This window comes from Pseudomonas sp. MF08831 (assembly GCF_059862645.1).
The window spans coordinates 164,659-188,307 of sequence record NZ_JCBCUX010000001.1; the positions used below are offsets into that span (position 1 = coordinate 164,659).

Annotated in this window: 17 protein-coding genes; 9 read left to right on the top strand and 8 right to left on the bottom strand. The window is 62.1% G+C overall.

The features are described 5' to 3' along the window. Positions 1 to 56 precede the first annotated feature (56 nt). From treP to AC19YS_RS00830, 5 genes are all read left to right on the top strand, one after another. On the top strand, positions 57 to 1,499 hold the full coding sequence (gene treP / locus AC19YS_RS00810; protein ID WP_500600653.1) for a PTS system trehalose-specific EIIBC component: 1,443 nt from the start codon (positions 57 to 59) through the stop codon (positions 1,497 to 1,499). Between the two features lie 65 nt (positions 1,500 to 1,564). Then, on the top strand, positions 1,565 to 3,211 hold the full coding sequence (gene treC / locus AC19YS_RS00815; protein WP_500600654.1) for an alpha,alpha-phosphotrehalase: 1,647 nt from the start codon (positions 1,565 to 1,567) through the stop codon (positions 3,209 to 3,211). A gap of 134 nt (positions 3,212 to 3,345) precedes the next feature. Next, positions 3,346 to 4,566, top strand: a complete 1,221-nt coding sequence (locus AC19YS_RS00820; protein ID WP_106578290.1) for a maltoporin — start codon at positions 3,346 to 3,348, stop codon at positions 4,564 to 4,566. Between the two features lie 165 nt (positions 4,567 to 4,731). After that, on the top strand, positions 4,732 to 7,263 hold the full coding sequence (gene ptsP / locus AC19YS_RS00825; protein ID WP_500600656.1) for a phosphoenolpyruvate--protein phosphotransferase: 2,532 nt from the start codon (positions 4,732 to 4,734) through the stop codon (positions 7,261 to 7,263). Between the two features lie 2 nt (positions 7,264 to 7,265). Then, positions 7,266 to 7,544, top strand: a complete 279-nt coding sequence (locus AC19YS_RS00830) for a PTS sugar transporter subunit IIB (protein ID WP_500600657.1) — start codon at positions 7,266 to 7,268, stop codon at positions 7,542 to 7,544. Positions 7,545 to 7,681: 137 nt separating this feature from the next. Here AC19YS_RS00830 and mltF read toward each other — a convergent pair whose 3' ends face one another. Next, on the bottom strand, positions 7,682 to 9,142 hold the full coding sequence (gene mltF, locus AC19YS_RS00835; protein WP_500600658.1) for a membrane-bound lytic murein transglycosylase MltF: 1,461 nt from the start codon (positions 9,140 to 9,142) through the stop codon (positions 7,682 to 7,684). Positions 9,143 to 9,429: 287 nt separating this feature from the next. On the opposite strand from mltF, the gene purL reads away from it, so the two are divergent. The 3 genes from purL (at position 9,430) to AC19YS_RS00850 (ending at position 14,246) form a co-directional block, all read left to right on the top strand. Further along, a complete protein-coding gene (purL, locus tag AC19YS_RS00840) occupies positions 9,430 to 13,326 on the top strand; it encodes a phosphoribosylformylglycinamidine synthase (protein WP_500600659.1) in 3,897 nt (1,298 codons plus the stop codon). Between the two features lie 4 nt (positions 13,327 to 13,330). Further along, positions 13,331 to 13,642 carry a YqfO family protein gene (locus tag AC19YS_RS00845; protein ID WP_106578295.1) on the top strand — a complete coding sequence of 104 codons (312 nt, stop codon included), beginning with the start codon at positions 13,331 to 13,333 and terminating at the stop codon, positions 13,640 to 13,642. A 343-nt stretch (positions 13,643 to 13,985) separates the two neighbouring features. Beyond that, complete coding sequence (locus AC19YS_RS00850) at positions 13,986 to 14,246, top strand: DUF6124 family protein (RefSeq protein ID WP_200623873.1); 261 nt, start codon at positions 13,986 to 13,988, stop codon at positions 14,244 to 14,246. 117 nt (positions 14,247 to 14,363) lie between these two features. Here the strand turns inward: AC19YS_RS00850 and nagE are convergent, their stop codons facing one another. From nagE to AC19YS_RS00885, 7 genes are all read right to left on the bottom strand, one after another. Further along, the gene (gene nagE / locus AC19YS_RS00855; protein ID WP_200623834.1) at positions 14,364 to 16,070 is read right to left on the bottom strand and encodes an N-acetylglucosamine-specific PTS transporter subunit IIBC; all 1,707 of its coding nucleotides are present in this window, start codon (positions 16,068 to 16,070) and stop codon (positions 14,364 to 14,366) included. 27 nt (positions 16,071 to 16,097) lie between these two features. After that, complete coding sequence (ptsP, locus tag AC19YS_RS00860; RefSeq protein ID WP_124418401.1) at positions 16,098 to 18,608, bottom strand: phosphoenolpyruvate--protein phosphotransferase; 2,511 nt, start codon at positions 18,606 to 18,608, stop codon at positions 16,098 to 16,100. 36 nt (positions 18,609 to 18,644) lie between these two features. After that, complete coding sequence (locus tag AC19YS_RS00865) at positions 18,645 to 19,667, bottom strand: SIS domain-containing protein (RefSeq protein ID WP_500600662.1); 1,023 nt, start codon at positions 19,665 to 19,667, stop codon at positions 18,645 to 18,647. Beyond that, the gene (nagA, locus tag AC19YS_RS00870) at positions 19,648 to 20,754 is read right to left on the bottom strand and encodes an N-acetylglucosamine-6-phosphate deacetylase (RefSeq protein ID WP_214247103.1); all 1,107 of its coding nucleotides are present in this window, start codon (positions 20,752 to 20,754) and stop codon (positions 19,648 to 19,650) included. The genes AC19YS_RS00865 and nagA overlap by 20 nt, the downstream gene beginning before the upstream one ends. A gap of 10 nt (positions 20,755 to 20,764) precedes the next feature. Further along, entirely contained in the window at positions 20,765 to 21,523 is a 759-nt protein-coding gene (locus tag AC19YS_RS00875; protein WP_106578301.1) for a GntR family transcriptional regulator, read from the bottom strand. Between the two features lie 263 nt (positions 21,524 to 21,786). Continuing rightward, the gene (locus AC19YS_RS00880) at positions 21,787 to 22,290 is read right to left on the bottom strand and encodes a L,D-transpeptidase family protein (RefSeq protein WP_106578302.1); all 504 of its coding nucleotides are present in this window, start codon (positions 22,288 to 22,290) and stop codon (positions 21,787 to 21,789) included. Between the two features lie 40 nt (positions 22,291 to 22,330). After that, positions 22,331 to 22,879 carry an NUDIX hydrolase gene (locus tag AC19YS_RS00885; RefSeq protein ID WP_500600665.1) on the bottom strand — a complete coding sequence of 183 codons (549 nt, stop codon included), beginning with the start codon at positions 22,877 to 22,879 and terminating at the stop codon, positions 22,331 to 22,333. A gap of 146 nt (positions 22,880 to 23,025) precedes the next feature. Between AC19YS_RS00885 and AC19YS_RS00890 the strand changes: the two genes are divergently transcribed. Further along, entirely contained in the window at positions 23,026 to 23,628 is a 603-nt protein-coding gene (locus tag AC19YS_RS00890) for a CoA pyrophosphatase (RefSeq protein WP_060754282.1), read from the top strand. Positions 23,629 to 23,649: the final 21 nt, after the last annotated feature.

A 23,649-nucleotide genomic window follows, 5' to 3' on the forward strand; every position in this document is an offset into this window, starting at 1 on the left:
CTCGGCGTGCTGCCAATGACTGCCCCCAAATAAAAAAATCAAAGTGGAAACCAAGCATGAGCCACGACTATTCGACTATTGCCCGCGAGATTCTCGAGAACCTCGGGGGCAGCGACAACCTTGAGCAGGCTGCCCACTGCGTGACCCGCCTGCGCCTGGCGCTCAAGGACCCGAGCCTGGTCAACAGCAGTGCGTTGAACCAGGTCGATCTGGTCAAGGGGTCGTTCTTCACCGGCGGCCTGTTCCAGGTGGTGATCGGCCCAGGTGAAGTGGAGCGGGTTTACGCCGCCCTGCGCGAGCAGACCGGTCTTGCCGCCTCCACCATCGCCGACGTGAAAAAGAAAAGCGCTGACAAGATCAACCCTATGCAGCGCCTGGTGCGGGTGTTCTCCGATGTGTTCATGCCGATCCTGCCGGCGCTGATCATTGCCGGCTTGCTCATGGGTGTGAACAACCTGATGGGCGCAAAGGGCATGTTCATCGCGGACAAGACCTTGCTGGAGGCCTACCCGAACCTGGACGGGGTGTGGAGCCTGATCAACCTGATGGCCAACACTTCGTTTGTGTTCCTGCCCGCGCTGGTGGGCTGGTCGGCGGCCAAGCGGTTTGGCGGCAGTGAAATCCTCGGCATCGTACTCGGCCTGATGCTGGTGCACCCGGACCTGCTCAATGCCTGGAACTACGGTAAGGCGGTCAGCGGGCTTGATGGCCAGAGCATGCCGTACTTCGATATTTTCGGCTGGTTCAAAATCGAGAAGGTGGGCTATCAGGGGCAAATACTGCCGATCCTGATGGCCGCCTATGTCATGAGCGTCATCGAGAAATGGCTGAAGGCGCGTGTACCCAATGCCATTCAATTGCTGGTGATTCCAATCACCACCATTGTCGTCACGGGCGTGCTGGCGCTGGCGATTATCGGCCCTGTGACCCGTCACCTGGGCATCCTGATCACCCAAGGCCTGGTCACGCTGTTCGACCTGGCGCCAATGTTGGGCGGGGCGATATTCGGGCTGCTGTTTGCACCGCTGGTGATCACCGGCATGCACCACATGTTCCTTGCCGTGGACCTGCAATTGATCGCCATTCAGGGGGGCACCTTTATCTGGCCAATGATTGTCATGTCTAACCTGGCCCAGGGCAGTGCGGCGCTTGGGGTGTTCTACATGACGCGCAATGCACGAGACAAAAGCATGGCGTCCACCTCCGCAATCTCCGCTTACTTCGGCATCACTGAACCGGCGATGTTCGGCATCAACCTGCGCTTCAAGTTTCCGTTCTATTCAGCGTTGCTCGGCTCGGCCATGGCCAGTGTTTTCCTGGCGATGAACCAGGTCCAGGCCTCTGCCATTGGGGTGGGCGGCTTGCCTGGCTTTATCTCGATTATTCCGCAGTTCATCCCGGTGTTTTTGATTGGGATGTCGATCGCGATTGTCGTGCCGTTTGTTTTGACCTGTGTGTTGAGCATGAGGATTGTTCAGCCTGGATACAGGGTCGCCTGACCTACCGCTATCGCAGGCAAGCCAGCTCCCACAGTTGATCGCATTTCAAATTGAAGGAACCCACCATGCAAAACTGGCAGCACTCGGTGATCTACCAGATCTACCCAAAAAGCTTCCACAGCCACGCGGGTAACGCCACCGGTGACCTGCTGGGCATCGTGGACAAGCTCGATTACCTGAAATGGCTGGGCGTGGATTGCCTGTGGATCACCCCATTCCTGCGCTCGCCGCAGCGCGACAACGGCTATGACATCAGCGACTACTATGCCATCGACCCAAGCTACGGGACCATGGCCGACTGCGACCTGCTGATCAGCGAAGCGGCCAAGCGCGGCATCACGCTGATGCTCGACATTGTGGTCAACCACACCTCGATCGAGCACGAGTGGTTCCAGCAGGCGCGCAGCAGCCTCGATAACCCGTACCGCGACTTCTACATCTGGCGCGACCAGCCAAACAACTGGGAGTCCAAGTTCGGCGGCTCCGCCTGGGAATACGAAGCGCAAACCGGCCAGTACTTCCTGCACCTGTTCGACCACACCCAGGCCGACCTGAATTGGGACAACCCCAAGGTGCGCGCCGAAGTGTTCAAGTTGATGCGCTTCTGGCGCGACAAGGGCGTGGGCGGTTTCCGCCTGGACGTGATCAACCTGATCTCCAAGCCCGCCGATTTCCCCGAAGACAACACGGATGGTCGTCGCTTCTACACCGACGGCCCGAACGTGCACGAATACCTGCAGGAAATGCACCGCGAAGTCTTCGAAGGGCATGACCTGATCAATGTCGGCGAGATGTCGTCCACCAGCCTGGAACACTGCATTCGCTACTCCAATCCTGAGTCGAAAGAGCTGTCGATGACCTTCAACTTTCATCACTTGAAGGTCGACTACCCGGACCTGCAAAAGTGGGTGAAGGCCGACTTTGATTTCCTGCAGCTCAAGCAGATTTTCTCTGACTGGCAACTGGGCATGCAGGCCGGTGGTGGCTGGAATGCGCTGTTCTGGTGTAACCACGACCAGCCGCGGGTGGTCTCGCGTTTTGGTGACGACGGCGAGCACCGCGTGGTCTCGGCCAAGATGCTCGCCACGGCGCTGCACTTCCTTCAGGGCACGCCGTATGTGTACCAGGGCGAAGAGTTGGGCATGACCAATCCTGGCTTCAACACGATCGAGCAGTACCGCGATGTCGAGACCCTGAACATCTTCCGGCTCAAGCGCGATGCCGGTGAGTCCGAGGCCTCGAGCATGGCGGCGATCATGCAGAAGTCGCGCGACAACGGCCGCACGCCGATGCAGTGGAGCACTGAAGTCAACGCCGGTTTCAGCAGCGGTGAACCCTGGATCGGTATTCCAGCCAACGCGGCGCAGATCAACGTCGAAAGCCAACGGGATGACCCGGATTCGGTGCTGCATCACTACCGTGCGCTGATTGCGTTGCGTCGGCATGAGCCGCTGATTCAGGCGGGGGTTTATCGCCCACTGCTGCAAGACCACCTTCAGGTCTGGGCCTACCTGCGCGAAGGCCATGGCGAGCGCTTGCTGGTGGTGAACAACTTCTATGGCAAACCCTGCGAAATCCAGCTGCCGCAAGGCGTGATCAACGCGTCGAGCGCGCAGCGCCTGCTGATCAGCAACTACCCCGATTGCCCGTTGCGTACGGCCACGGTGGTGTTGCGCCCTTATGAATCTTTCGTGCTGCACCTGACCGACTGAACCACCGCGAGTCACCCGTAGGAGCCCACTTGCCGGCGATAGCGCCCTGAGCGCGCCATTGCCAGCGAGCAGGCCCCTGCACGCCGCGCGAAAGACAAAAAGTAAGAAAAAAATAAAAATAAAAGGAGTGCTTCATGAAAACAACAATAAAGCTGGGCCTCATTGCGTCATGCCTCACCGCACCTTTTGCCGCGCAGGCCCTGGAATTTGCCGGTTACTTGCGCAGCGGCGCGGGCACTTCAACGGGCAGTGGCAAGCAGCAGTGCTTCCAGTTGCCGGGGGCGCAATCCAAATACCGTCTGGGTAACGAATGCGAGCAGTACGCCGAGCTTGAGCTGCGCCAGGACCTTCTGACACTCGACGACGGCTCGGTGCTCAGCGTCGATGCCATGGCATCGCTGTACAACAAGTACGACCGTGCCCTGAAGTTCCAGGGCGAAGACAACGGCTCCGCGCGCATGCCGCAGATGTATGCGCAGTGGTCCAATTTGCCCAGCCTCAATGGCGGCTCGGTCTGGGCGGGCCGGCGTTACTACAAACGTAACGACATCCATATCTCCGACTTCTACTACTGGAACCAGAGCGCCACGGGCGGCGGCGTCGAGGACGTGCTGATCGGCGACCTCAAATACAGCTACGCCATTTCCCGCAAGGACAACCTGTACCAGAAGGAATACGCCACCCGTCACGACTTCAACGTCGCGGGGTTCAAGACCAACCCCGGCGGTGAGCTGGAGTTTGGCTTGAGCTACATCGAAAAAGCCGGCGGGCGCGACGCCAACAGCGGTTGGGCGATCACGGCGCAGCATGTGCAAAAACCTTTCCTGGGCGGCAAAAACAAATTCGCCTTGCAGTACGGCGAAGGCCCCGGCACGGGCTTGGGCTACACCGGCAACACGGCGTTGGATAACAGCAGTAAAAGCTACCGCGCCGTGGAGTTTTTCGACTGGCAGGTGACCCCGCGTTTCGGCGGGCAGGTCGAGGCGGTGTATCAAAAAGATATTCGCCCCGGCAGCCAGGACCAAACCTGGATGTCCATCGGCGTGCGCCCGGCGTATGCCATCAGCGAGCAGTTCAAACTGGTCACCGAACTTGGGCATGATCAGGTCGACGCCACCGGTGGCACGCGCAAGCTGAGCAAATTCACCTTCGCCCCGACCTGGTCGCCCAATGGCCCGGATTTCTGGGCGCGGCCGGAAGTGCGTTTGTACTACACCTATGCAACCTGGAACGAAGCGGCCAAGCGCGCGGCGAATGAATTGGCGGCGGGCTCGGCGTTGTCCGACACCGGCGCCTACGGCACCGCGCGGCATGGCTCGAATGTGGGTGTGCAGGTCGAATACTGGTGGAAATAACGCGGATTTAAGTGAATGAGTTTTATGTGGGAGCTGGCTTGCCTGCGATAGCAACACCTCGGTTTTACTGAGAAACCGAGTCGCCAGCATCGCAGGCGAGCAAGCTCCCACATTGGATCTTCGTTCGCCCTATGATTTTTACAGAACAAAACAGCAGGTGAAGTCATGACCACAACGCAACCCCTGGAACTGCTGGCGCCGCTATCGGGTGTGCTGCTGGCGCTGGATCAGGTGCCCGACCCGGTGTTCGCCAGTCGCATGATCGGCGACGGCCTGTGCATCGATCCCACCTCGCAGACCCTTTGCGCGCCGCTGGCCGGGGTGATCAGCAGTCTTCAGGACAGTGGCCATGCGGTCAGCGTTACCGACGACAACGGCGTCCAGGTGTTGATGCATATCGGCCTGGACACGGTGAACCTGGCAGGCCAGGGCTTCACGCGGCTGGTGCAGGAAGGCCAGCGAGTGGAAGCTGGGCAGCCGCTGATTGAATTCGATGCCGATTACGTGGCGCTCACTGCGCGCAGTTTGTTGACCTTGATGCTGGTGGTCAGCGGCGAGCCGTTTACGCTGTTGGCGCCGGACGGCAATTGCGTGGATGTGGGCCAGCCGCTGCTGCGAGTATCCCCCGGCGAGGCAACTGCAGCAGTCGCGCAGGAGGAGGGTGAGGCCCTGTTCTCCAAGCCGCTGAGCTTGCCCAACGCCAACGGCTTGCACGCCCGCCCTGCGGCGGTGCTTGCCCAGGCGGCCAAGGGTTTTGAGGCGAGCATTTACTTGCACAAGCAAACCCAAAGCGCCAACGCAAAATCCCTGGTGGCGATCATGGCGCTGCAAACCGCACAGGGCGACACCTTGCAGGTCAGTGCGGCGGGTAACGATGCCGACGCGGCGATCAAGGCATTGGTCGCGCTGTTGGCCGAGGGCTGCGGCGAAACGGTTGTGGCACCGGCGCAGGTGGTTGAGGCAGTCGCGCCCGTGTCGTCGGCCGCGTTGCTGCGTGGCGTGTGTGCGTCACCGGGTTCGGCATTTGGCCAGGTTGTGCAGGTGGCAGAACCGGAGCTGAACATCATTGAAAACGGCACGGGCGAAACCGCCGAGCGCGACGCGTTGACGCGTGGCCTGCTGGCGGCGACCGAGGCGCTGCAAACCCTGCAGGCCAAGGCGGCCGGCAGCGCCCAGGCCGAAATTTTCAGGGCCCATCAGGAGTTGCTCGAAGACCCGACCCTGCTGGAGCAAGCCCACGGCCTGCTGGCCGAAGGCAAAAGCGCCGCCTTTGCCTGGAACAGCGCCACCGTTGCCACCGCCAAGCTGTTCCAGGGCCTGGGCAATGCGTTGCTCGCCGAGCGCGCGGCGGATTTGGCCGATGTCGGCCAGCGCGTGTTGAAGCTGATTCTCGGTATCCAGGACCGCGCATGGGACTTGCCCGAGCAGGCCATCCTGATCGCCGAGCAACTGACGCCGTCACAAACCGCCAGCCTGGATACGCGCAAGGTGCTGGGGTTTGTCACTGTCGGCGGCGGCGCGACCAGTCATGTGGCGATCCTCGCCCGTGCGCTCGGCCTGCCGGCGATTTGCGGTGTGCCAGGGCAGGTGTTGGCACTGGCTAATGGCAAACAAGTCCTGCTTGACGCCGATAAAGGCGAGCTGCACCTGGAGCCAGACCTGGCTGAAATCGAGACACTGCAGGCGGCCCGTGATCAGCAAGTGCAGCGCCGTCAGCGTGAGGTGGCGCAGGCGGCCTTGCCGGCCACGACCCGCGACGGTCATCACGTTGAGGTCACGGCCAACGTCGCTTCATTGCAGGAAGTGGAGCAATCCCTGGCCCTGGGCGGTGAAGGCGTCGGCCTGCTGCGTTCGGAATTTCTCTACCTGGACCGCAACCGCGCACCCAGCCCCGAGGAGCAAGCGGGCACCTACAGCGCCATCGCCCGCGCCCTGGGCACTGAGCGTAATTTGGTCGTGCGCACCCTGGACGTGGGGGGCGACAAGCCGTTGGCCTATGTGCCGATGGAAAGCGAGATCAACCCGTTTTTGGGCTTGCGCGGTATCCGCCTGTGCCTGGAACGCCCGGAGCTCCTGCGCGAACAGTTTCGCGCGATCCTTGCCAGCGCCGGTTTGGCGCGGCTGCACATCATGTTACCAATGGTCAGCCTGCTCTCGGAGCTGCACCTGGCGCGCAGGATTCTTGAAGAGGAAGCGCTGGCGCTGGGGCTTGAAGCGTTGCCGAAGCTGGGCATCATGATCGAGGTGCCGTCTGCGGCGCTGATGGCCGATGTCTTTGCCCCGCATGTGGACTTTTTCTCCATCGGCACCAATGACCTCACCCAATACACTTTGGCCATGGACCGTGATCACCCACGGCTGGCCAGCCAGGCTGACAGCTTTCACCCTGCGGTGTTGCGCCTAATCGCCACCACCGTCAAGGCCGCGCATGCCCATGGCAAGTGGGTGGGCGTGTGTGGCGCGTTGGCGTCCGAAGCGTTGGCGGTACCCATGTTGATCGGGCTAGGCGTGGATGAGTTGTCGGTCAGCGTGCCGCTGATCCCGACCATCAAGGCCACCGTGCGCGAGCTGGACCTGGCTGACTGCCAGATCATTGCCCGCCAGGTGCTGGGCCTGGAAGAAGCCGCGCACGTACGCGAGGCCCTGCGCCAGTACCACGCGGCTACCGTTCAAACCTCACCTGTCGTGGAGCACTGAGCATGTTCGAGAAATTGCAGCGGGCGTTCTGGAAAGCCCTGACCCCGGATTTGATTGCCGAGACGGTCGCGGCGCCGACGCCGAGTCTGTTGTCGGCCAGCGTGCTGAGTGCATTGGGTGGCGCGGATAACCTCAAGTCGCAGCAACGCGTGGCGTTGACGCGGGTGCGTGTGCAACTGCAGGATGCGGCGCGGTTGGATGAGCCGGCGTTAAAGGCGGCGGGTGTGCAGGGGGTGATGGTGTTGGGCGGCGGCGTCGTGCATTTGCTCACGGGTCTCTGAAGCCAGGCGCAGCTCAAAAATGTGGGAGCGGGCTTGCTCGCGAAGAAGGAGTGCCAGTCACTGAATGTGTCGACTGACACACCGCTTTCGCGAGCAAGCCCGCTCCCACACGGTTTTGGGGTGTTTGGGCGAGTGGCTTACAGCTGCGGGTTATCTTCCGGCGGCTTGGTCTTGTCCACGCCCGGCACATGCAAATTGCCGTCGACCACCTGGTTGCCTTCCAGCTGCGGCTGGGTCACCCAGGTGAGGATGTCGTAGTAACGCCGGATGTTCGCCACAAAATGCACCGGCTCACCGCCGCGCGCATAGCCATAGCGGGTTTTGCTGTACCACTGCTTCTGCGCCAGGCGCGGCAGCATCTTCTTCACGTCCAGCCACTTGTTGGGGTTCAGGCCGTCCTTCTTCGCCAATGTGCGCGCGTCTTCGAGATGGCCGGTGCCGACGTTGTAGGCGGCGAGGGCGAACCAGGTGCGATCCGGCTCGGCGATGCTGTCGTCCAGCTCATCCTTGATTTTCGCCAGGTATTTGGCGCCGCCCATGATGCTTTGCTTGGCATCCAGGCGGTTGGACACGCCCATGGCCTGGGCGGTGTTCTGGGTCAGCATCATCAGGCCACGCACGCCGGTCTTGGAGGTGACGGCCGGTTGCCACAGTGATTCCTGATAGCCGATGGCCGCCAATAGGCGCCAGTCGACTTTTTCTTCCTTGGCGTAAGTCCGAAAGTGCTTCTCGTATTTGGGCAGGCGTTGCTGCAAGTGCTGGGCAAAGGTGTAGGCGCCGACGTAACCGAGAACATCGACGTGCCCGTAATAGCGGTCTTTAAGACGCTGCAGGGTGCCGTTCTTTTCCACCTTGTCCAGGTAGCTGTTGATCTCGTTGAGCAGGCTATTGTCATCGCCTGCCGCCACGGCCCAGCTTTGGTGGCTGGCATTGCCGAGGTCGAAGGCCACGCGCACGTTGGGGAAGTACACCTGGTTCATCGCGACTTCGTTGGAGTCCACCAGGGTCAGGTCGATTTGCCCCTCGTCGACCATGCGCAGCAGGTCGACGACTTCAACGGCGTCGGACTCTTCGTATTCAATCGCGGGATTTTGCTTTTTCAGCTCGGCCAATTGCTCGGCGTGGGTGCTGCCCTTGAGCACCATGATCTTCTTGCCCACCAGGTCGGCTGCGGTGGTGGGGCGCGGCTGGCCGTTGCGGTAGATGATCTGCGGCGTCACTTCCAGGTAAGGGTGCGAGAAGCGCACCTGTTGCTCGCGCTGTTCGCTGCTGACCAGGCCGGCGGCGGCCAGAACCGGGCCGTTGGGTTTGCCCAACTGGCCGAACAGGTCATCGAGGTTGTCGGCGGTCTCGATTTCCAGCTTCACGCCCAGGTCGTCGGCAAACCGCTTGACCAGTTCGTATTCGAAACCGGTTTCACCGTTGCGGTCCTGGAAATACGTGGCCGGGCTGTTTCGGGTGATCACCCGCAATACGCCATCCTCCTTGATTCGCTCGAGCGTGCTGGGTTTATCAACACAGGCGCTGAGCATCAGGAAGAGTCCGGTTGCGATCAGCCATTTGGCGCATCGCGGGCGCAAAGCAGTAGGGGAGAACATCTGCGCAGTATACGCAAACGACCCTCAGCGCCATATCTCGACAGCAGCGGACTTGTCTGCTAGCGCCCGCAGAACCGGGCTGCAGCCCGCAGAAACGCGGGTTGGCGAGGGTTTGTGACGGTTAAAATAACTGCGCGCCCAGCCCCGGAAAATGCCCCGATACTGTGCAAACCGTGCCAACTGACGTTCGGCAGCGGCCAGCCGTGCCGTTTCGGGTGCCGTTGGCGATGGTTTACGCTAGAATGCACGGCCTCAAAGCACACCCCCTTCCCGAGGCTGTCCCGAAGATGTTGATCCTGCGCGGCGCTCCTGCCCTTTCTGCCTTTCGCCACAGCAAACTCCTTGAGCAACTGAGCCAGAAGGTTCCAGCGGTTACAGGCTTGTATGCTGAATTTGCTCACTTCGCCGACGTCACCGGCGTGTTGACCGCCGACGAACAGCAAGTGCTGGCGCGCCTTCTGAAGTACGGCCCAAGCGTTCCCGTTCAAGAGCCTGACGGCCGCTTGTTCCTGGTTCTGCCGCGGTTCGGCACCATCTCGCCCTGGTCGAGCAAGGCCAGTGATATCGCCCGCAACTGTGGCCTGGAAAAAATCCAGCGTCTGGAGCGCGGTATCGCTTTCTATGTTGCCGGCCAGTTCAGCGATGCCGAAGCCGAGCTGATCGCCAGCAGCCTGCACGACCGCATGACGCAGATCATCGTCAGCCAGCTGGAACAGGCTGCCGGTCTGTTCAGCCACGCCGAACCCAAGCCGCTGACTGCGATTGACGTGCTCGGCGGTGGCCGCGCCGCCCTCGAGAAGGCCAACACCGAACTGGGCCTGGCCCTGGCCGAAGACGAGATCGACTACCTGGTCAACGCCTTCAACGGCTTGAAGCGCAACCCGCACGACATCGAGCTGATGATGTTTGCGCAGGCCAACTCCGAGCATTGCCGTCACAAAATCTTCAACGCTAGTTGGGACATCGACGGCCAAAGCCAGGAAAAAAGCCTGTTCGGCATGATCAAGAACACCTACGTGATGCACAGCGAAGGCGTTCTGTCGGCTTATAAGGACAACGCCTCGGTGATCGTCGGCTCGGTGGCCGGCCGTTTCTTCCCGGACCCTGAGACCCGCCAGTACGGCGCGGTGCAGGAGCCGGTGCACATCCTGATGAAGGTTGAGACTCACAACCACCCGACCGCAATTGCCCCGTTCCCGGGCGCAGCTACGGGTTCGGGCGGCGAAATCCGCGACGAAGGCGCCACCGGCCGTGGCGCCAAGCCAAAGGCGGGCCTGACCGGTTTCACCGTGTCCAACCTGCAGATCCCAGGTTTTGAACAGCCGTGGGAAGTGCCGTACGGCAAGCCTGAGCGCATCGTGACCGCGCTGGACATCATGATCGAAGGCCCGCTGGGCGGCGCCGCGTTCAACAACGAATTCGGGCGTCCGGCCCTGACCGGTTACTTCCGTACCTTTGAACAGTCCATCACCACCCCGCGTGGCGATGAAGTGCGCGGCTACCACAAGCCAATCATGTTGGCCGGCGGCATGGGCAACATCCGTGCAGAACACGTCAAGAAAGGCGAGATTCTGGTCGGCTCCAAGCTGATCGTCCTCGGCGGCCCGGCGATGTTGATCGGCCTGGGTGGCGGTGCTGCTTCCTCCATGGCCACCGGCACCAGCTCGGCAGACCTGGATTTTGCTTCCGTACAGCGCGAAAACCCAGAGATGGAACGCCGCTGCCAGGAAGTCATCGACCGTTGCTGGCAGCTGGGTGACAAGAACCCGATCAGCTTCATCCACGACGTCGGCGCCGGCGGTTTGTCCAACGCCTTCCCGGAACTGGTCAACGATGGCGAGCGTGGCGGTCGTTTCGAACTGCGCAACATTCCAAACGACGAGCCGGGCATGGCCCCGCACGAAATCTGGAGTAACGAATCCCAGGAACGCTACGTACTGGCCGTTGGCCCTGAAGACTTCGCGCGCTTCCAGGCCATCTGCGAGCGTGAGCGTTGCCCGTTTGCCGTGGTCGGCGAAGCCACTGCCGAGCCGCAACTGACGGTCACCGACAGCCACTTCGGCAACAGCCCGGTCGACATGCCGCTGGAAGTGCTGCTGGGCAAGGCCCCGCGCATGCACCGTTCGGCGGTGCGTGAAGCCGAGCTGGGCGACGACTTCGACCCAAGCACTCTCGAACTGGCCGACAGCATCGAACGCGTGCTGCACCACCCGGCCGTGGCGAGCAAAAGCTTTCTGATCACCATCGGCGACCGCACCATCACCGGCCTCGTGGCCCGTGACCAAATGGTTGGCCCATGGCAAGTGCCGGTGGCCGACGTTGCCGTCACCGCCACCAGCTTCGACGTTTATACCGGTGAAGCCATGGCCATGGGCGAGCGCACGCCGCTGGCCCTGCTGGATGCTCCGGCGTCGGGCCGCATGGCCATTGGTGAAACCCTCACCAACATCGCCGCCTCCCGCATCGGCAAGCTGTCCGACATCAAGCTGTCGGCCAACTGGATGTCCGCTGCCGGTCACCCAGGTGAAGATGCGCGCCTGTACGACACCGTCAAGGCTGTCGGCATGGAGCTGTGCCCTGAGCTGGGCATCACCATTCCGGTGGGCAAGGACTCGATGTCCATGGCCACCCGTTGGAACGAAGACGGCACCGACAAGAGCGTGACCTCGCCGCTGTCGTTGATCGTTACCGGTTTTGCACCGGTGACCGACATCCGCCAGACCCTGACCCCGCAACTGCGCATGGACAAGGGCACCACCGATCTGATCCTGATCGACCTGGGTCGTGGCCAGAACCGCATGGGCGCCTCGATCCTCGCGCAAACCCACGGCAAGCTCGGCAAGCACGCGCCGGACGTGGATGACGCCGAAGACCTGAAAGCCTTCTTCGCCGTGATCCAGGGTTTGAACGCCGACGGCCACCTGCTGGCTTACCACGACCGTTCCGACGGCGGCTTGCTGACCAGCGTTGTAGAAATGGCCTTCGCCGGTCACTGCGGCCTGAACATCGTGCTCGACAGCGTTGCCGAGGATGCGTCCGAAATCAACGGCATCCTGTTCAACGAAGAGTTGGGCGCCGTGATCCAGGTTCGCCAGGACGCCACGCCAGACGTGCTCGCACAATTCAGCGCCGCCGGCCTGGACGACTGCGTGGCAGTGATCGGTCAGCCGATCAACAACGGTGAGGTCAACATCTCCTTCAATGGCGACACTGTGTTTGCCGGCCAGCGCCGTCTGCTGCAACGCCAGTGGGCCGAGACCAGCTACCAGATCCAACGCCTGCGTGACAACGCCGACTGCGCCGAGCAGGAATTCGACGTGATCCTGGAAGAAGACAACCCGGGCTTGAGTACCAAGCTCAGCTTCGACGTCAACCAGGACATCGCCGCGCCTTACATCAAAAAAGGCATTCGGCCACAAGTTGCGGTACTGCGTGAGCAGGGCGTCAACGGCCAGGTGGAAATGGCGGCTGCGTTCGACCGCGCCGGCTTCAATGCGATCGACGTGCACATGAGCGACATCCTCGCCGGTCGCGTTGACCTCAACGCGTTCAAAGGCCTCGTCGCCTGCGGTGGTTTCTCCTACGGCGACGTGCTGGGTGCGGGTGAAGGCTGGGCCAAGTCGGCGCTGTTCAACAGCCGTGCGCGTGATGCGTTCCAAGGCTTCTTCGAGCGCAACGACAGCTTCACCCTGGGTGTGTGCAACGGTTGCCAGATGATGTCCAACCTCAGCGAACTGATCCCGGGCAGCGAGTTCTGGCCGCACTTTGTGCGTAACCGTTCCGAGCAGTTCGAAGCCCGTGTGGCCATGGTGCAGGTGCAGGAGTCCAACTCGATCTTCCTGCAAGGCATGGCCGGTTCGCGCATGCCAATCGCCATCGCCCACGGCGAAGGCCATGCCGAGTTCGAAAGCGAAGAAGCCCTGCTCGAAGCCGACCTGTCCGGCTGCGTGGCGATGCGGTTTGTCGATAACCACGGCAAGGTCACCGAAAGCTACCCGGCCAACCCGAACGGCTCGCCGCGCGGGATCACCGGCCTGACCAGCCGCGACGGCCGCGTGACCATCATGATGCCGCACCCGGAGCGTGTATTCCGCGCCGTGCAGAACTCGTGGCGCCCGGAAGAGTGGAACGAAGACGGCGCCTGGATGCGCATGTTCCGCAACGCCCGCGTGTGGGTGAACTAAGGCGGTGTACAAGCTCGCTTTCTTTGTGCCCGCAAGCCATGTGGAGACGGTGAAAACCGCCGTCTTCGCTGCTGGCGGCGGGCGCATCGGCAACTACGACAGCTGTGCCTGGCAAGTGCTGGGCCAGGGCCAATTCCGCGCGTTGGACGGCAGTCAGCCGTTTATCGGGCAAGTGGGCCAGGTTGAAGTGGTTGAAGAATGGAAGGTTGAGCTGGTGGTGGCGGATGAGTTGATTGTGGCTGTAGTGGCTGCGCTCAAACTGAGTCACCCGTATGAGACACCGGCGTATGAGGTGTGGCAGCTGGCGGATTTTTGATGTGCTGGCTGTGAAAACAAGAAACCCGCTGGGCCAGTTTGGTCAGCGGGTTTTTTGTTGGCTGTGATGGCCTCTTCGCGAGCAAGCCCGCTCCCACATTTGACCGCATTGCCACGTCGGGCACCGATCAAACTGTGGGAGCGGGCTTGCCTGCGAAGGCGTCGGGACAGGCACCTCAGACCTTTCCCACATGCCTTTCAGGTTGTCCCTCGGAACTGGCGTCACTAATCTTCTCGGGTTGCTGCCAATGTGGTGACCAGGACTGCAAGCCTGAATTTCACCAGGAGCCTATTACGTCTGGAGCTTTATGATGATCAGCGAAAACTTGCGGTCTGGTTCAACCATGTTTCAATCCGAATCCCAGCAGGTTGGTAATTCGCCCACCGATCAAATCTTCACCGTACTCCCCAATCTGAACAGCGAAACCCTCCTGGCCAATGCCTCCCAAGACCTGGCATCCGTGCAAGCACTGGCGGGCAATCTGGCGTTTGACATCGACGGCCCGCAGCGTGATGCGGTGCTGGGAATTCATCGGATGCTGGAGGGTATCCAGTTGATGGTGGATCGGGTGTTGGATTTAGTTGAGGTGCCTGAACCGAAGTAATCGGGCGCCTGTCGGGCCCAATCGCGGGCAAGCCCGCTCCCACATTTTGAGCTGTGAATACAGTCAAATGTGGGAGCCGGGCTTGCCCGCGATGAGGCCAGAACAGCCGCTACGGCGCTAGACCCTGGCGCCGACCTCACGGCCACTGACCAACCGCTCCAGCGCCTCACTCAACCCCGAGGCCTTGTCACCAATCAACAAGTGCCAAACACCGCTATCCAACTGGCTCACGCCCTGGCAACCGAGCGCCGTCAGATCAGTCTCGGACAACACCGAATCATCCCCCAATTCCACCCGCAACCGGGTCATCGCCACGGCGTCCAGCTGGCGTACATTTTCGCGGCCACCCAAGGCCTTCAGCCATTTCTCGGCCTCCTGCACATTCACCGCAACCGGCTTATCCACAGGTGCAGCCGCCACGGGCGCACTGGCAACAAACGATGGCATGGCCAAGCGAATCTCGTCAGCAATGCTGTCGGCCATCGGCCCGACCACCACCTGCAAACTCCCGCCATTGCCTGGACGAACCACAGCCATGGCGCCCAGTGCTTTCAAATCCGCGTCCACTGCTTTGTTGCGATCCACCATGTCCAACCGCAGGCGGGTGGTGCAGGCGCCGACACTCAGCAAATTCGCCGCACCGCCCAGTGCACGGATGTAGGCGCCGGCCCGTTGGTTATCACTCATCGCTTCGGCCTGCACCACCTGGATGTCTTCACGCCCCGGCGTCTTCAGGTTGAAGCGGCGAATGCAGTAGTTGAACACGCTGTAGTAGATCACCGCGTACGCCAGGCCGACCGGGAACACCAGCCAGCCGTTGGTGGACTTGCCCCAGCCCAGCACCATGTCGATAAACCCACCGGAGAAGGTAAAACCGAGGTGGATATTCAGCATGTTGGTCACGGCCATCGACAGGCCGGTGAGTACCGCGTGAATCAGGTACAAAAACGGCGCGAGGAACATGAATGCGAACTCAATCGGCTCCGTCACGCCGGTCAAGAACGAGGTCAGCGCCATCGACAGGAAAATCCCGCCCATCACCTTGCGGCGCTCCGGCAGGGCGTTGCGGTACATCGCCAGGCAGGCGGCGGGCAGGCCGAACAGCATCACCGGGAACATGCCGGTCATGAACTGGCCACCTTTGGGGTCGCCGGCAAAGTAGCGGGTCAGGTCGCCCGTGACGACGGCACCGGTGGTCGGGTCGGTAAAGGTGCCGAACACGAACCACGCCATGTTGTTGAGGATATGGTGCAGGCCGGTGACGATCAGCAGGCGGTTGAACACGCCGAACACGAAGGCGCCAAAGCTGCCGCTTTCCATCAGCAGCACACCGAAACTGTTGATGCCGTGCTGGATCGGCGGCCAGATCAGGCCAAAGATCACGCCCAGGGCCACTGCCGAAAAGCCGGTGACAATCGGCACAAAACGTCGCCCGCCAAAGAAGGCCAGGTATTCGGGCAACTTGATGTCTTTGAAGCGGTTGTACAGCCCGCCCGCCATCAAGCCGCTGGCGATACCGGCGAGCATGCCCATGTTGATGGTGGTGTCCATCACCTTGAGCGTGGAAACCATCACCAGGTAACCAATCGCACCGGCCAGGCCCGCCGTGCCGTTATTGTCGCGGGCAAACCCCACAGCGATTCCGATGGCGAAGATCAGTGCGAGGTTGGCGAAGATCGCCTGCCCGGCGTCGTGCATCACGGCGATGTTGAGCAGGTCGGTGTCGCCCAGGCGCAGCAAGAGGCCGGCGATCGGCAGGATCGCGATCGGCAGCATCAGCGCGCGGCCCAGGCGTTGTAAGCCTTCGATAAAATGTTGGTACATGGCGTGTCTCCCTTTTTCTTGTTGTTGTCAGCTCAGCGGCCAGTGGTGTTGGCAGGCTTGGCGAACCGCCTTGGCGCTGCTCAGGTCGAGCAGGCCAAGGCTCAGTTGCCGGCAGTGAGCCGCGTCCAGGTGACGGACGCGGTCCTTGATTTCTCCGATCTGTGGCGGGCTCACCGACAGCTCGCTGACGCCCAGTCCGACCAGCACTGGCGTGGCCAGCGGATCGGACGCGAGGGCACCGCAAACGCCGACCCAACGCCCATGCTTGGCCGCGCCCGCGCAGGTTTGCGCGATCAGGCGCAGCAGCGCCGGGTGCAAGGCATCGACCCGCGCGGCAAGGCCGGCGTGGTCGCGGTCCATGGCCAGGGTGTACTGGGACAGGTCATTGGTGCCGATGGAGAGGAAGTCGGCGTGCTGGGCCAACTGCTCGGCCATCAACGCGGCGGCGGGTACTTCGATCATCACGCCCAGCTCCGGGCGCTGAGTCAGCCCCAACTCGGCACACAACTCGTCCAGGCGCTGGCGGATCTGCAGCAGTTCATCCACTTCGCTGACCATCGGCAGCAGAATGCGGCACCGTGCCAGGGGGCTGACTTGCAGCAGCGCGCGCAGTTGCTGGTCGAGCAGTTCGGGCCGCACCTGGGCCATGCGGATACCGCGCAGGCCCAACACCGGGTTGGCCTCCACAGGCAGCGGCAGGTAGTCGAGCTGCTTGTCGCCGCCCACGTCGATGGTGCGGATGATCACCGACTTGTCGCCCATGGCATCCAGCACGGCTTGGTAGGCTTGGCGCTGCTCTTGTTCATCCGGCGCGGTGCGGCGATCGACGAAGAGGAATTCGGTGCGCAGCAGGCCGACGCCATCGGCGCCGTTTTCAAACGCCACGTGGGCCTCGGCGCTGGAGGCGACGTTGGCGGCCACTTCAATACACACGCCATCGCGGGTGTGCGCCGGTTCTTGTGCTTGTGTCTGTTGCTGCTGGCGGCGCAGTTTTTGCGCGTCGCGAATCTGGTGCACTTCAGCGTGACGCGCCTCGCTGGGCGTCAGTTCCAGGCGCCCATTGACCGCGTCGAGCACCACGCGTTGGCCTTGGGGCACATCAAGCACTGCTGCGCCCAGCGCCACCACGCAGGGCAAGCCTTTGCCGCGAGCCAAAATGGCCACGTGGGACGTAGCACCGCCTTCGGCCATGCAGATGCCGGCCGCGTGTTGCGCACTCAGTTGCAGCAGGTCGGACGGCGTCAGCTCGTGGGCGCTGACAATCGCCCCGGCAGGCAATTCGAAATGCCAGGTTTCGCCCAGTAGTGAACGCAGCACGCGTTGCTGCAAGTCGCGCAGGTCGTTGGCGCGCTCGGCGAACAGCGGTTTGCCCAACGCCAGCAACACCGCGCATTGCGCCTGGATTGCATCGCGCCAGGCGTGGGTGGCGGCGCTGCCCTGTTCGATGGCCGCGGTGGCCGCGTCCAGCAGGGCCGGGTCTTCCAGCAGGGCGAGGTGGGCGGCGAAGATCTCTTCTTCTTCGACGTTTTTGCGTTGGCGGGCGTGGTCCAGGGTCGTGCGGATCTCGCCACGCACTTGCTCAAGGGCCGTGTCCAAACGTTGCAGTTGTTCATCGGCCGAGTGATTGCCGGTGTCGGCCGGCAGTTCTATACCGGTGAGACGCAACAGCGGCCCGCAGACCAGGCCGGGGGCCGCGCACACGCCTTGCAACACACCGGCTTCGGTGTTCGCCTTGCGTGGGGCGACCGCCACGGGCGCGTGGTGTTCTTCGCTGACCGCCACCGACAGCGCCGCCACCAACGCCTGCAACGCCGCCTCGCAATCCTTGCCGCGGCAAGTGACGCGTACTTCGTCGCCTTCACCGATCCCCAGCCCCATCAAGCCAATCAGGCTGTCGCACGGCGCTGACTTGCCCGCGAAGTGCAAGTGCGCGTGGCTGCTGAAACCCTGTGCGGTTTTGCGGATCAATGCGGCGGGGCGCGCATGCAAACCGCCACGGTGTGTAATGCGCACGCAGGCGCGGACTTCGGTGACCGAGTTATCCACAACCGCCTGCTGGGTGGTCGCTGAGCGCGTGACGATGTGCAGCAACGGCTCACCGACCTGGGTGATTTTTCCTGCCACCGGCCGCAGCTCAAAACGCTCGCCATTGGTCAGGATAATCAGGCTGACCAGGCTTTTGCACTGGCGCGCAATGCGGTCCAGATCAAACTGCACCAGCGCCTGGCCCTTGCTCACCCGTGCGCCTTCCTTGACCAGCAGCGCAAACCCTTCGCCATTGAGTTCCACCGTGTCGATGCCCACGTGCATCAGCACCTCGGCGCCGTTTTCGGCACGAATCGTCAGGGCATGCCCGGTGCGCGCGACATGGATGATCACCCCGTCACAGGGTGCGTGCAGGCAATCGTTCAGCGGGTCGATGGCGATACCGTCACCCATGGCACCACTGGCGAACACTTCGTCGGGCACCTCGCCCAGGGCGAGCACCGGGCCACTGAGTGGGGCGCTGAGGGTCAATTCATTATTGTTGTTGGACATGGGCACGGTACTCATCAGGAAAACACGACAATCGACTCAGTGAGTGCGGGTAACTTTGCTCAGGTGACGCGGCTGGTCGGGGTCCATGCCCCGGGCTTGCGCCAGGCCGGCGGCCATTACGTAGAAGCTTTGAATCGCCAGGATCGGGTCCAGGCTTGGGTGCTCGGCGCGGCTCAGGGTCAGGTCGCGCTCGGCGATATCGTCTGGCGCAGCCAGCAGCACGCGCGCGCCGCGCTGACGCATGTCGGCGGCCAGGCTCAGCAGCCCGGTTTGCTCGGCGCCACGTGGGGCGAATACCAGCAGTGGGTAGTTTTCGTCGATCAAGGCCATCGGCCCGTGGCGGACTTCAGCGCTGCTGAAGGCTTCGGCCTGGATCGCCGAGGTTTCCTTGAGCTTGAGCGCGGCTTCCTGGGCGATGGCAAAACCGGCGCCACGGCCGATCACCATCAATTGCTGGCAGCCACGCAGAGCCTCGATGGCGCTGCTCCAATCCTGTTTGGCCGCTGCACGCAGTTCATCGGGCAGCGCGCGGCAGGCTTGCAGCAAGGCGGCTTCCTGGTTCCAGTGGCCAATCAACTGTGCGCTGGCGCTGAGGGTGGCGATGAAGCTTTTGGTCGCGGCCACGCTGTGTTCCGGCCCGGCGCACAGCGGCAGGTGGAATTCGCAGGCGGCTTCCAGTGGCGAGTCTTCGGCGTTGACCAGCGAAATGCTCAAGGCACCGCGTTTGCGCAGCAAGCGCAGGCTGTTGACCAGGTCCGGGCTTTGCCCCGACTGCGAGAAACCGAACGCCACCTGACCGCTGACTTTCAATGGCGCCTGCAACAGGGTCACCACTGACATCGGCAGCGACGCCACCGGAATGCCCACGTGCTGCATGGCCAGGTAGGCGAAGTAGCTCGCGGCGTGGTCCGAGCTGCCACGGGCAATGGTCATCGCCACTTGCGGCGGCTGGCGGCGCAGGCGACCGGCGATTTCCTCCAGCAGCGGGTCCAGGCGCTGCAGTTGCGCGGCCACGGCATCACAGGAGGCCAGGGCCTCTTCAAGCATTTTTGAAGTCAATGGTTTCTCCTTCGACCATTACGTCGGTGAGGTGCAGGGAGCGGTCCAGGCGTACGCAGTCGGCGAAGCTGCCGGGTTGCAGGCGGCCGCGTTCTTCCAGGCCCAGGTAATCCGCAGGAAATTGCGACAGGCGTTGTGAGGCTTCGCTGATGGGCAGGCCGATTTTCACCAGGTTGCGCAGTGCCTGGTCCATGGTCAGCGTGCTGCCGGCCAGGGTGCCGTCGGCCAGGCGCACGCCGCCCAGGCATTTGGTCACGGTGTGGCTGCCCAGCTTGTATTCGCCGTCGGGCATGCCGGCGGCGGCGGTGGAATCGGTGACGCAGTACAGGCACGGGATCGAGCGCAGGGCCACGCGCATGGCGCCGGGGTGCACGTGCAGCAAGTCGGGGATCAACTCGGCGTACTTGGCGTGGGCCAGGGCGGCGCCGACGATGCCCGGTTCGCGGTGATGCAGCGGGCTCATGGCGTTGTACAAATGCGTGAAGCTGGTAGCGCCGGCGGCGAGGGCGGCGACGCCTTCTTCATAACTGCCCAATGTGTGGCCGATCTGCATGCGCACGCCGCGTTGGCTGAGGGCGCGGATCAGGCCGTCATGCCCGGCGATTTCCGGGGCGATGGTGATCACCCTGATCGGCGCCAGGCGCAGGTAGGCTTCCACTTCGGCCATCAGCGCGGTGTGGGCGAAGTTGGGTTGGGCACCGAGTTTGCCCGGATTGATATAGGGGCCTTCCAGGTGCACCCCGAGTACGCGGGCGCTGCCGGTCGGGCGCTGCTCGCAGAAGCTGCCAAGCTCGCCGAGCACGCGGGAGATCTCGTTCACCGGCGCCGTCATGGTGGTGGCCAGCAGCGACGTCGTGCCAAAACGCACGTGGGTGCGGGTGATGGTCTCGAAGGCGTCTGCGCCTTCCATGATGTCTTTGCCGCCACCGCCGTGCACATGCAGGTCGATGAAACCCGGCAGCAAGTAGGGCAGGTCGTTGTCAGCCGGGTCGCACGGGGTGCCTTGGACGGCGACCACTTTGCCGTGTTCGTGCACCAGGCGGCCGCGAATCCAGCCGCTGGGCGTGAGGATGTTGTCTTCGGACATGGGCAGTTCTCTAAATGCGCAGTTCAGCGGAATAGTCATGGCGGCGCAGCTCTGCGACGAAGTCGTAGTAGTCGTTGCGGCAGTAGGTGTCGGTGATTTCAATCGGCGTGTTGTCGGCGGTGTAGCCGACCCGCGTCATCAGCAGCATGGCGGTGCCGGGGGCAATGCCCACCAGCTTGGCGAACTCATCCGAGGCGTTGATCGCCTGGATATGCTGCAAGGCGCGCACGATGGGCTTGCCGATGCTTTCCAGGTACTCGTACAGCGAATTGCCGATGGCCTGCGGATGCGGCAGCACCGAGGCGGGCATGGCGGTCATTTCAATTGCCATCACCGTGTCGTCGGCCTTACGCAGGCGTTTGAGGCGCGCGACTTTGTCGGTCGGCGACAGGCCCAGGCGGATCAGTTCTTCGTGGGTCGGCGGGGTGATGTCGCGTTCCAGCCACTGCGAAGTGGGTACAAAGCCTTTCAGCCGCAGCATTTCGCTGAAGCCCGACAGGCGTGACAGCGGTTGTTCCAGACGCGGCGTGATAAAGGTGCCGGAGCCCTGGCTGCGACGGATCAGGCCTTGGGCAAACAACACTTCCAAGGCCTTGCGCGCGGTCACCCGCGAGATGCTCAGTTGCTCGCTGAGGGCGCGTTCCGACGGCAAGGCCTGCTCGGATTTCCACTGGCCGGCATGGATCGCCGCTTCAAGGTTACGGGCCAGTTGCAGGTACAGCGGCGTGGATTGTTTCTCGTCGGGGCGCAGCGTCTGGATGGGATTCATCTGTGAAGTTTCCGATGCGGTTATTGGAGTGTTGTCGCCCGGTAATGGCCGGAAATTAATACCACTTAAATACCATGTCAATGCAGCCAAAACGGTGCAGGACCCGGTTTCAGGGCGCTTTAAGGGTGCGTGGTATCAAGTGGTATTAGAGAGGTCTTTATCGCGCGCAGAACTGTGCAGCCCGGCGCGGTGAACTGGTATTCACCGGCAGGCGCTGCCAGGGGCAGGAATTATTTTCAGATTATTTTACGAACGGTACGAAATTACGGCCGAATCTCGATCATGGTGCCGTCTTTGACCAGGTTCCAGACTTCGCGCATGTCGACATTGCGCATGCCGATACAGCCATCGGTCCAGTCGAGGGTGTGGAACCATTGCTCCGGGTATTCTTCGGTGTCGGGCGTGCCGTGGATCATGATCATGCTGCCCGGTCTCACGCCTTCGCGGCGCGCGCGGGCAGAGTCGCTGATGTTGGGGTAGGAAATGTGCAGGGCCAGGTTGTAGCGGTCGCTGGTCTTGCGCCAGTCGATCCAGTAAAAACCTTCCGGCGTGCGGCGGTCGCCCTCGAACTGCTTGGTGCCCTTGGGGTTTTTGCCCAGCGAGATGCGGTAGGTTTTGAGCGGTTTGCCGTCGTTGATAAGTTGCAACTGGTGCGCGGACTTGAGCACCAGGATTTTCTCGACAGGTTTGCCGCCGAGGATTTCCACCGTGGAGGCCGAGGACAGGGTAGCGAACGACAGGCAGATGAAAGCGAGCAACCAACGCATTGAAACGGTTTCCCTTGTTAGACGGTGCTGCCTGAAGGTGTTATTTGGCCGGCCGCGTCATCGGCGGCACCGACTCGCTGCGTACCGGGAACTGTTGTTGCCGGCGGTCAGCGAAGAAGCATTCTAAGGTACGCCCGACCGTGCGGAAAGCCAGCTCTGACCAAGGGATATCGGCTTCATCGAACAGCTTCACCTCAAGGCTTTCGGGGCCTGCGGTAAAGTCCAGGTCGACCAGTTCGGCACGGTAGAAAATATGCACCTGGCTGATGTGCGGCACGTCGATCAGGGTGTAGATGCTCATGTTGCGCACGCGGGCGCAGGCTTCTTCCAGGGTTTCGCGCATGGCGGCCTGTTCCACGGTCTCGCCGTTTTCCATAAAGCCTGCGGGCAAGGTCCAGTAGCCCAGGCGCGGCTCGATGGCGCGGCGGCACAGCAGCACTTGATCGCCCCACACTGGCACGGTGCCGGCGACGATATTGGGGTTCTGGTAGTGAATGGTCGAGCAGTGATCACACACATAGCGCAGGCGTGTGTCGCCTTCGGGAACGCGCTGGGTAACCGGTTTACCGCACTGGCTGCAGAAGTTCATGCTGGGGTTCCTGGAGAGTGGGCCTATCTTGGCTTGGCGGGCAGGGCCCTGCAAGTTGTCGTTTCGCGACATGTGCCGGGTTTTGGGGTTGGGCACCCGCCCGCTTTGGTGCATGATGCAAGGTAGCCAACAGACCGAGATGACTCATGCTGGACGAGCTACTTCGCCGGGTAAGCAATCACACCCCTCACACACTGGAAACTGACGGGCGTTTCCCCGAGGCTGCCGTGTTGGTGCCGATTACCCGCAGTGACGAACCCGAGCTGATCCTGACCCTGCGCGCCAGCGGCCTGTCGACCCACGGCGGCGAAGTGGCGTTTCCGGGCGGGCGGCGTGACCCCGAAGACCCGGACCTGATCTTTACCGCGCTGCGCGAAGCCGAAGAAGAAATCGGCCTGCCGCCCGGCCTGGTGGAAGTCATCGGCCCGTTGAGCCCACTGATTTCCCTGCACGGTATCCGCGTGACGCCGTATGTCGGGGTTATTCCCGATTACGTTGAATACCTGGCCAATGATGCCGAGATCGCCGCCGTATTCAGCGTGCCTCTGGAGTTCTTCCGCCAGGACCCGCGCGAGCATACCCACCGTATCGATTACCAGGGCCGCAGTTGGTATGTGCCCAGCTATCGGTTTGGCGAATACAAAATCTGGGGGCTGACGGCAATCATGATTGTCGAGCTGATCAACCTGCTCTATGACGACGCGCAGATCAGCCTGCACCAGCCACCCAAGAGTTTCATCAATACCTGAGCCATCGCTTGAATGGCACCG

Excerpts from the sequence above, each read along its gene's own strand:
- treP (WP_500600653.1), top strand. The coding sequence starts at position 57 with ATGAGCCACGACTATTCGACTATTGCCCGCGAGATTCTCGAGAACCTC.
- treC (WP_500600654.1), top strand. The coding sequence starts at position 1,565 with ATGCAAAACTGGCAGCACTCGGTGATCTACCAGATCTACCCAAAAAGC.
- AC19YS_RS00820 (WP_106578290.1), top strand. The coding sequence starts at position 3,346 with ATGAAAACAACAATAAAGCTGGGCCTCATTGCGTCATGCCTCACCGCA.
- ptsP (WP_500600656.1), top strand. The coding sequence starts at position 4,732 with ATGACCACAACGCAACCCCTGGAACTGCTGGCGCCGCTATCGGGTGTG.
- AC19YS_RS00830 (WP_500600657.1), top strand. The coding sequence starts at position 7,266 with ATGTTCGAGAAATTGCAGCGGGCGTTCTGGAAAGCCCTGACCCCGGAT.
- mltF (WP_500600658.1), bottom strand. The coding sequence starts at position 9,142 with ATGTTCTCCCCTACTGCTTTGCGCCCGCGATGCGCCAAATGGCTGATC.
- purL (WP_500600659.1), top strand. The coding sequence starts at position 9,430 with ATGTTGATCCTGCGCGGCGCTCCTGCCCTTTCTGCCTTTCGCCACAGC.
- AC19YS_RS00850 (WP_200623873.1), top strand. The coding sequence starts at position 13,986 with ATGTTTCAATCCGAATCCCAGCAGGTTGGTAATTCGCCCACCGATCAA.
- nagE (WP_200623834.1), bottom strand. The coding sequence starts at position 16,070 with ATGTACCAACATTTTATCGAAGGCTTACAACGCCTGGGCCGCGCGCTG.
- ptsP (WP_124418401.1), bottom strand. The coding sequence starts at position 18,608 with ATGTCCAACAACAATAATGAATTGACCCTCAGCGCCCCACTCAGTGGC.
- nagA (WP_214247103.1), bottom strand. The coding sequence starts at position 20,754 with ATGTCCGAAGACAACATCCTCACGCCCAGCGGCTGGATTCGCGGCCGC.
- AC19YS_RS00875 (WP_106578301.1), bottom strand. The coding sequence starts at position 21,523 with ATGAATCCCATCCAGACGCTGCGCCCCGACGAGAAACAATCCACGCCG.
- AC19YS_RS00880 (WP_106578302.1), bottom strand. The coding sequence starts at position 22,290 with ATGCGTTGGTTGCTCGCTTTCATCTGCCTGTCGTTCGCTACCCTGTCC.
- AC19YS_RS00885 (WP_500600665.1), bottom strand. The coding sequence starts at position 22,879 with ATGAACTTCTGCAGCCAGTGCGGTAAACCGGTTACCCAGCGCGTTCCC.
- AC19YS_RS00890 (WP_060754282.1), top strand. The coding sequence starts at position 23,026 with ATGCTGGACGAGCTACTTCGCCGGGTAAGCAATCACACCCCTCACACA.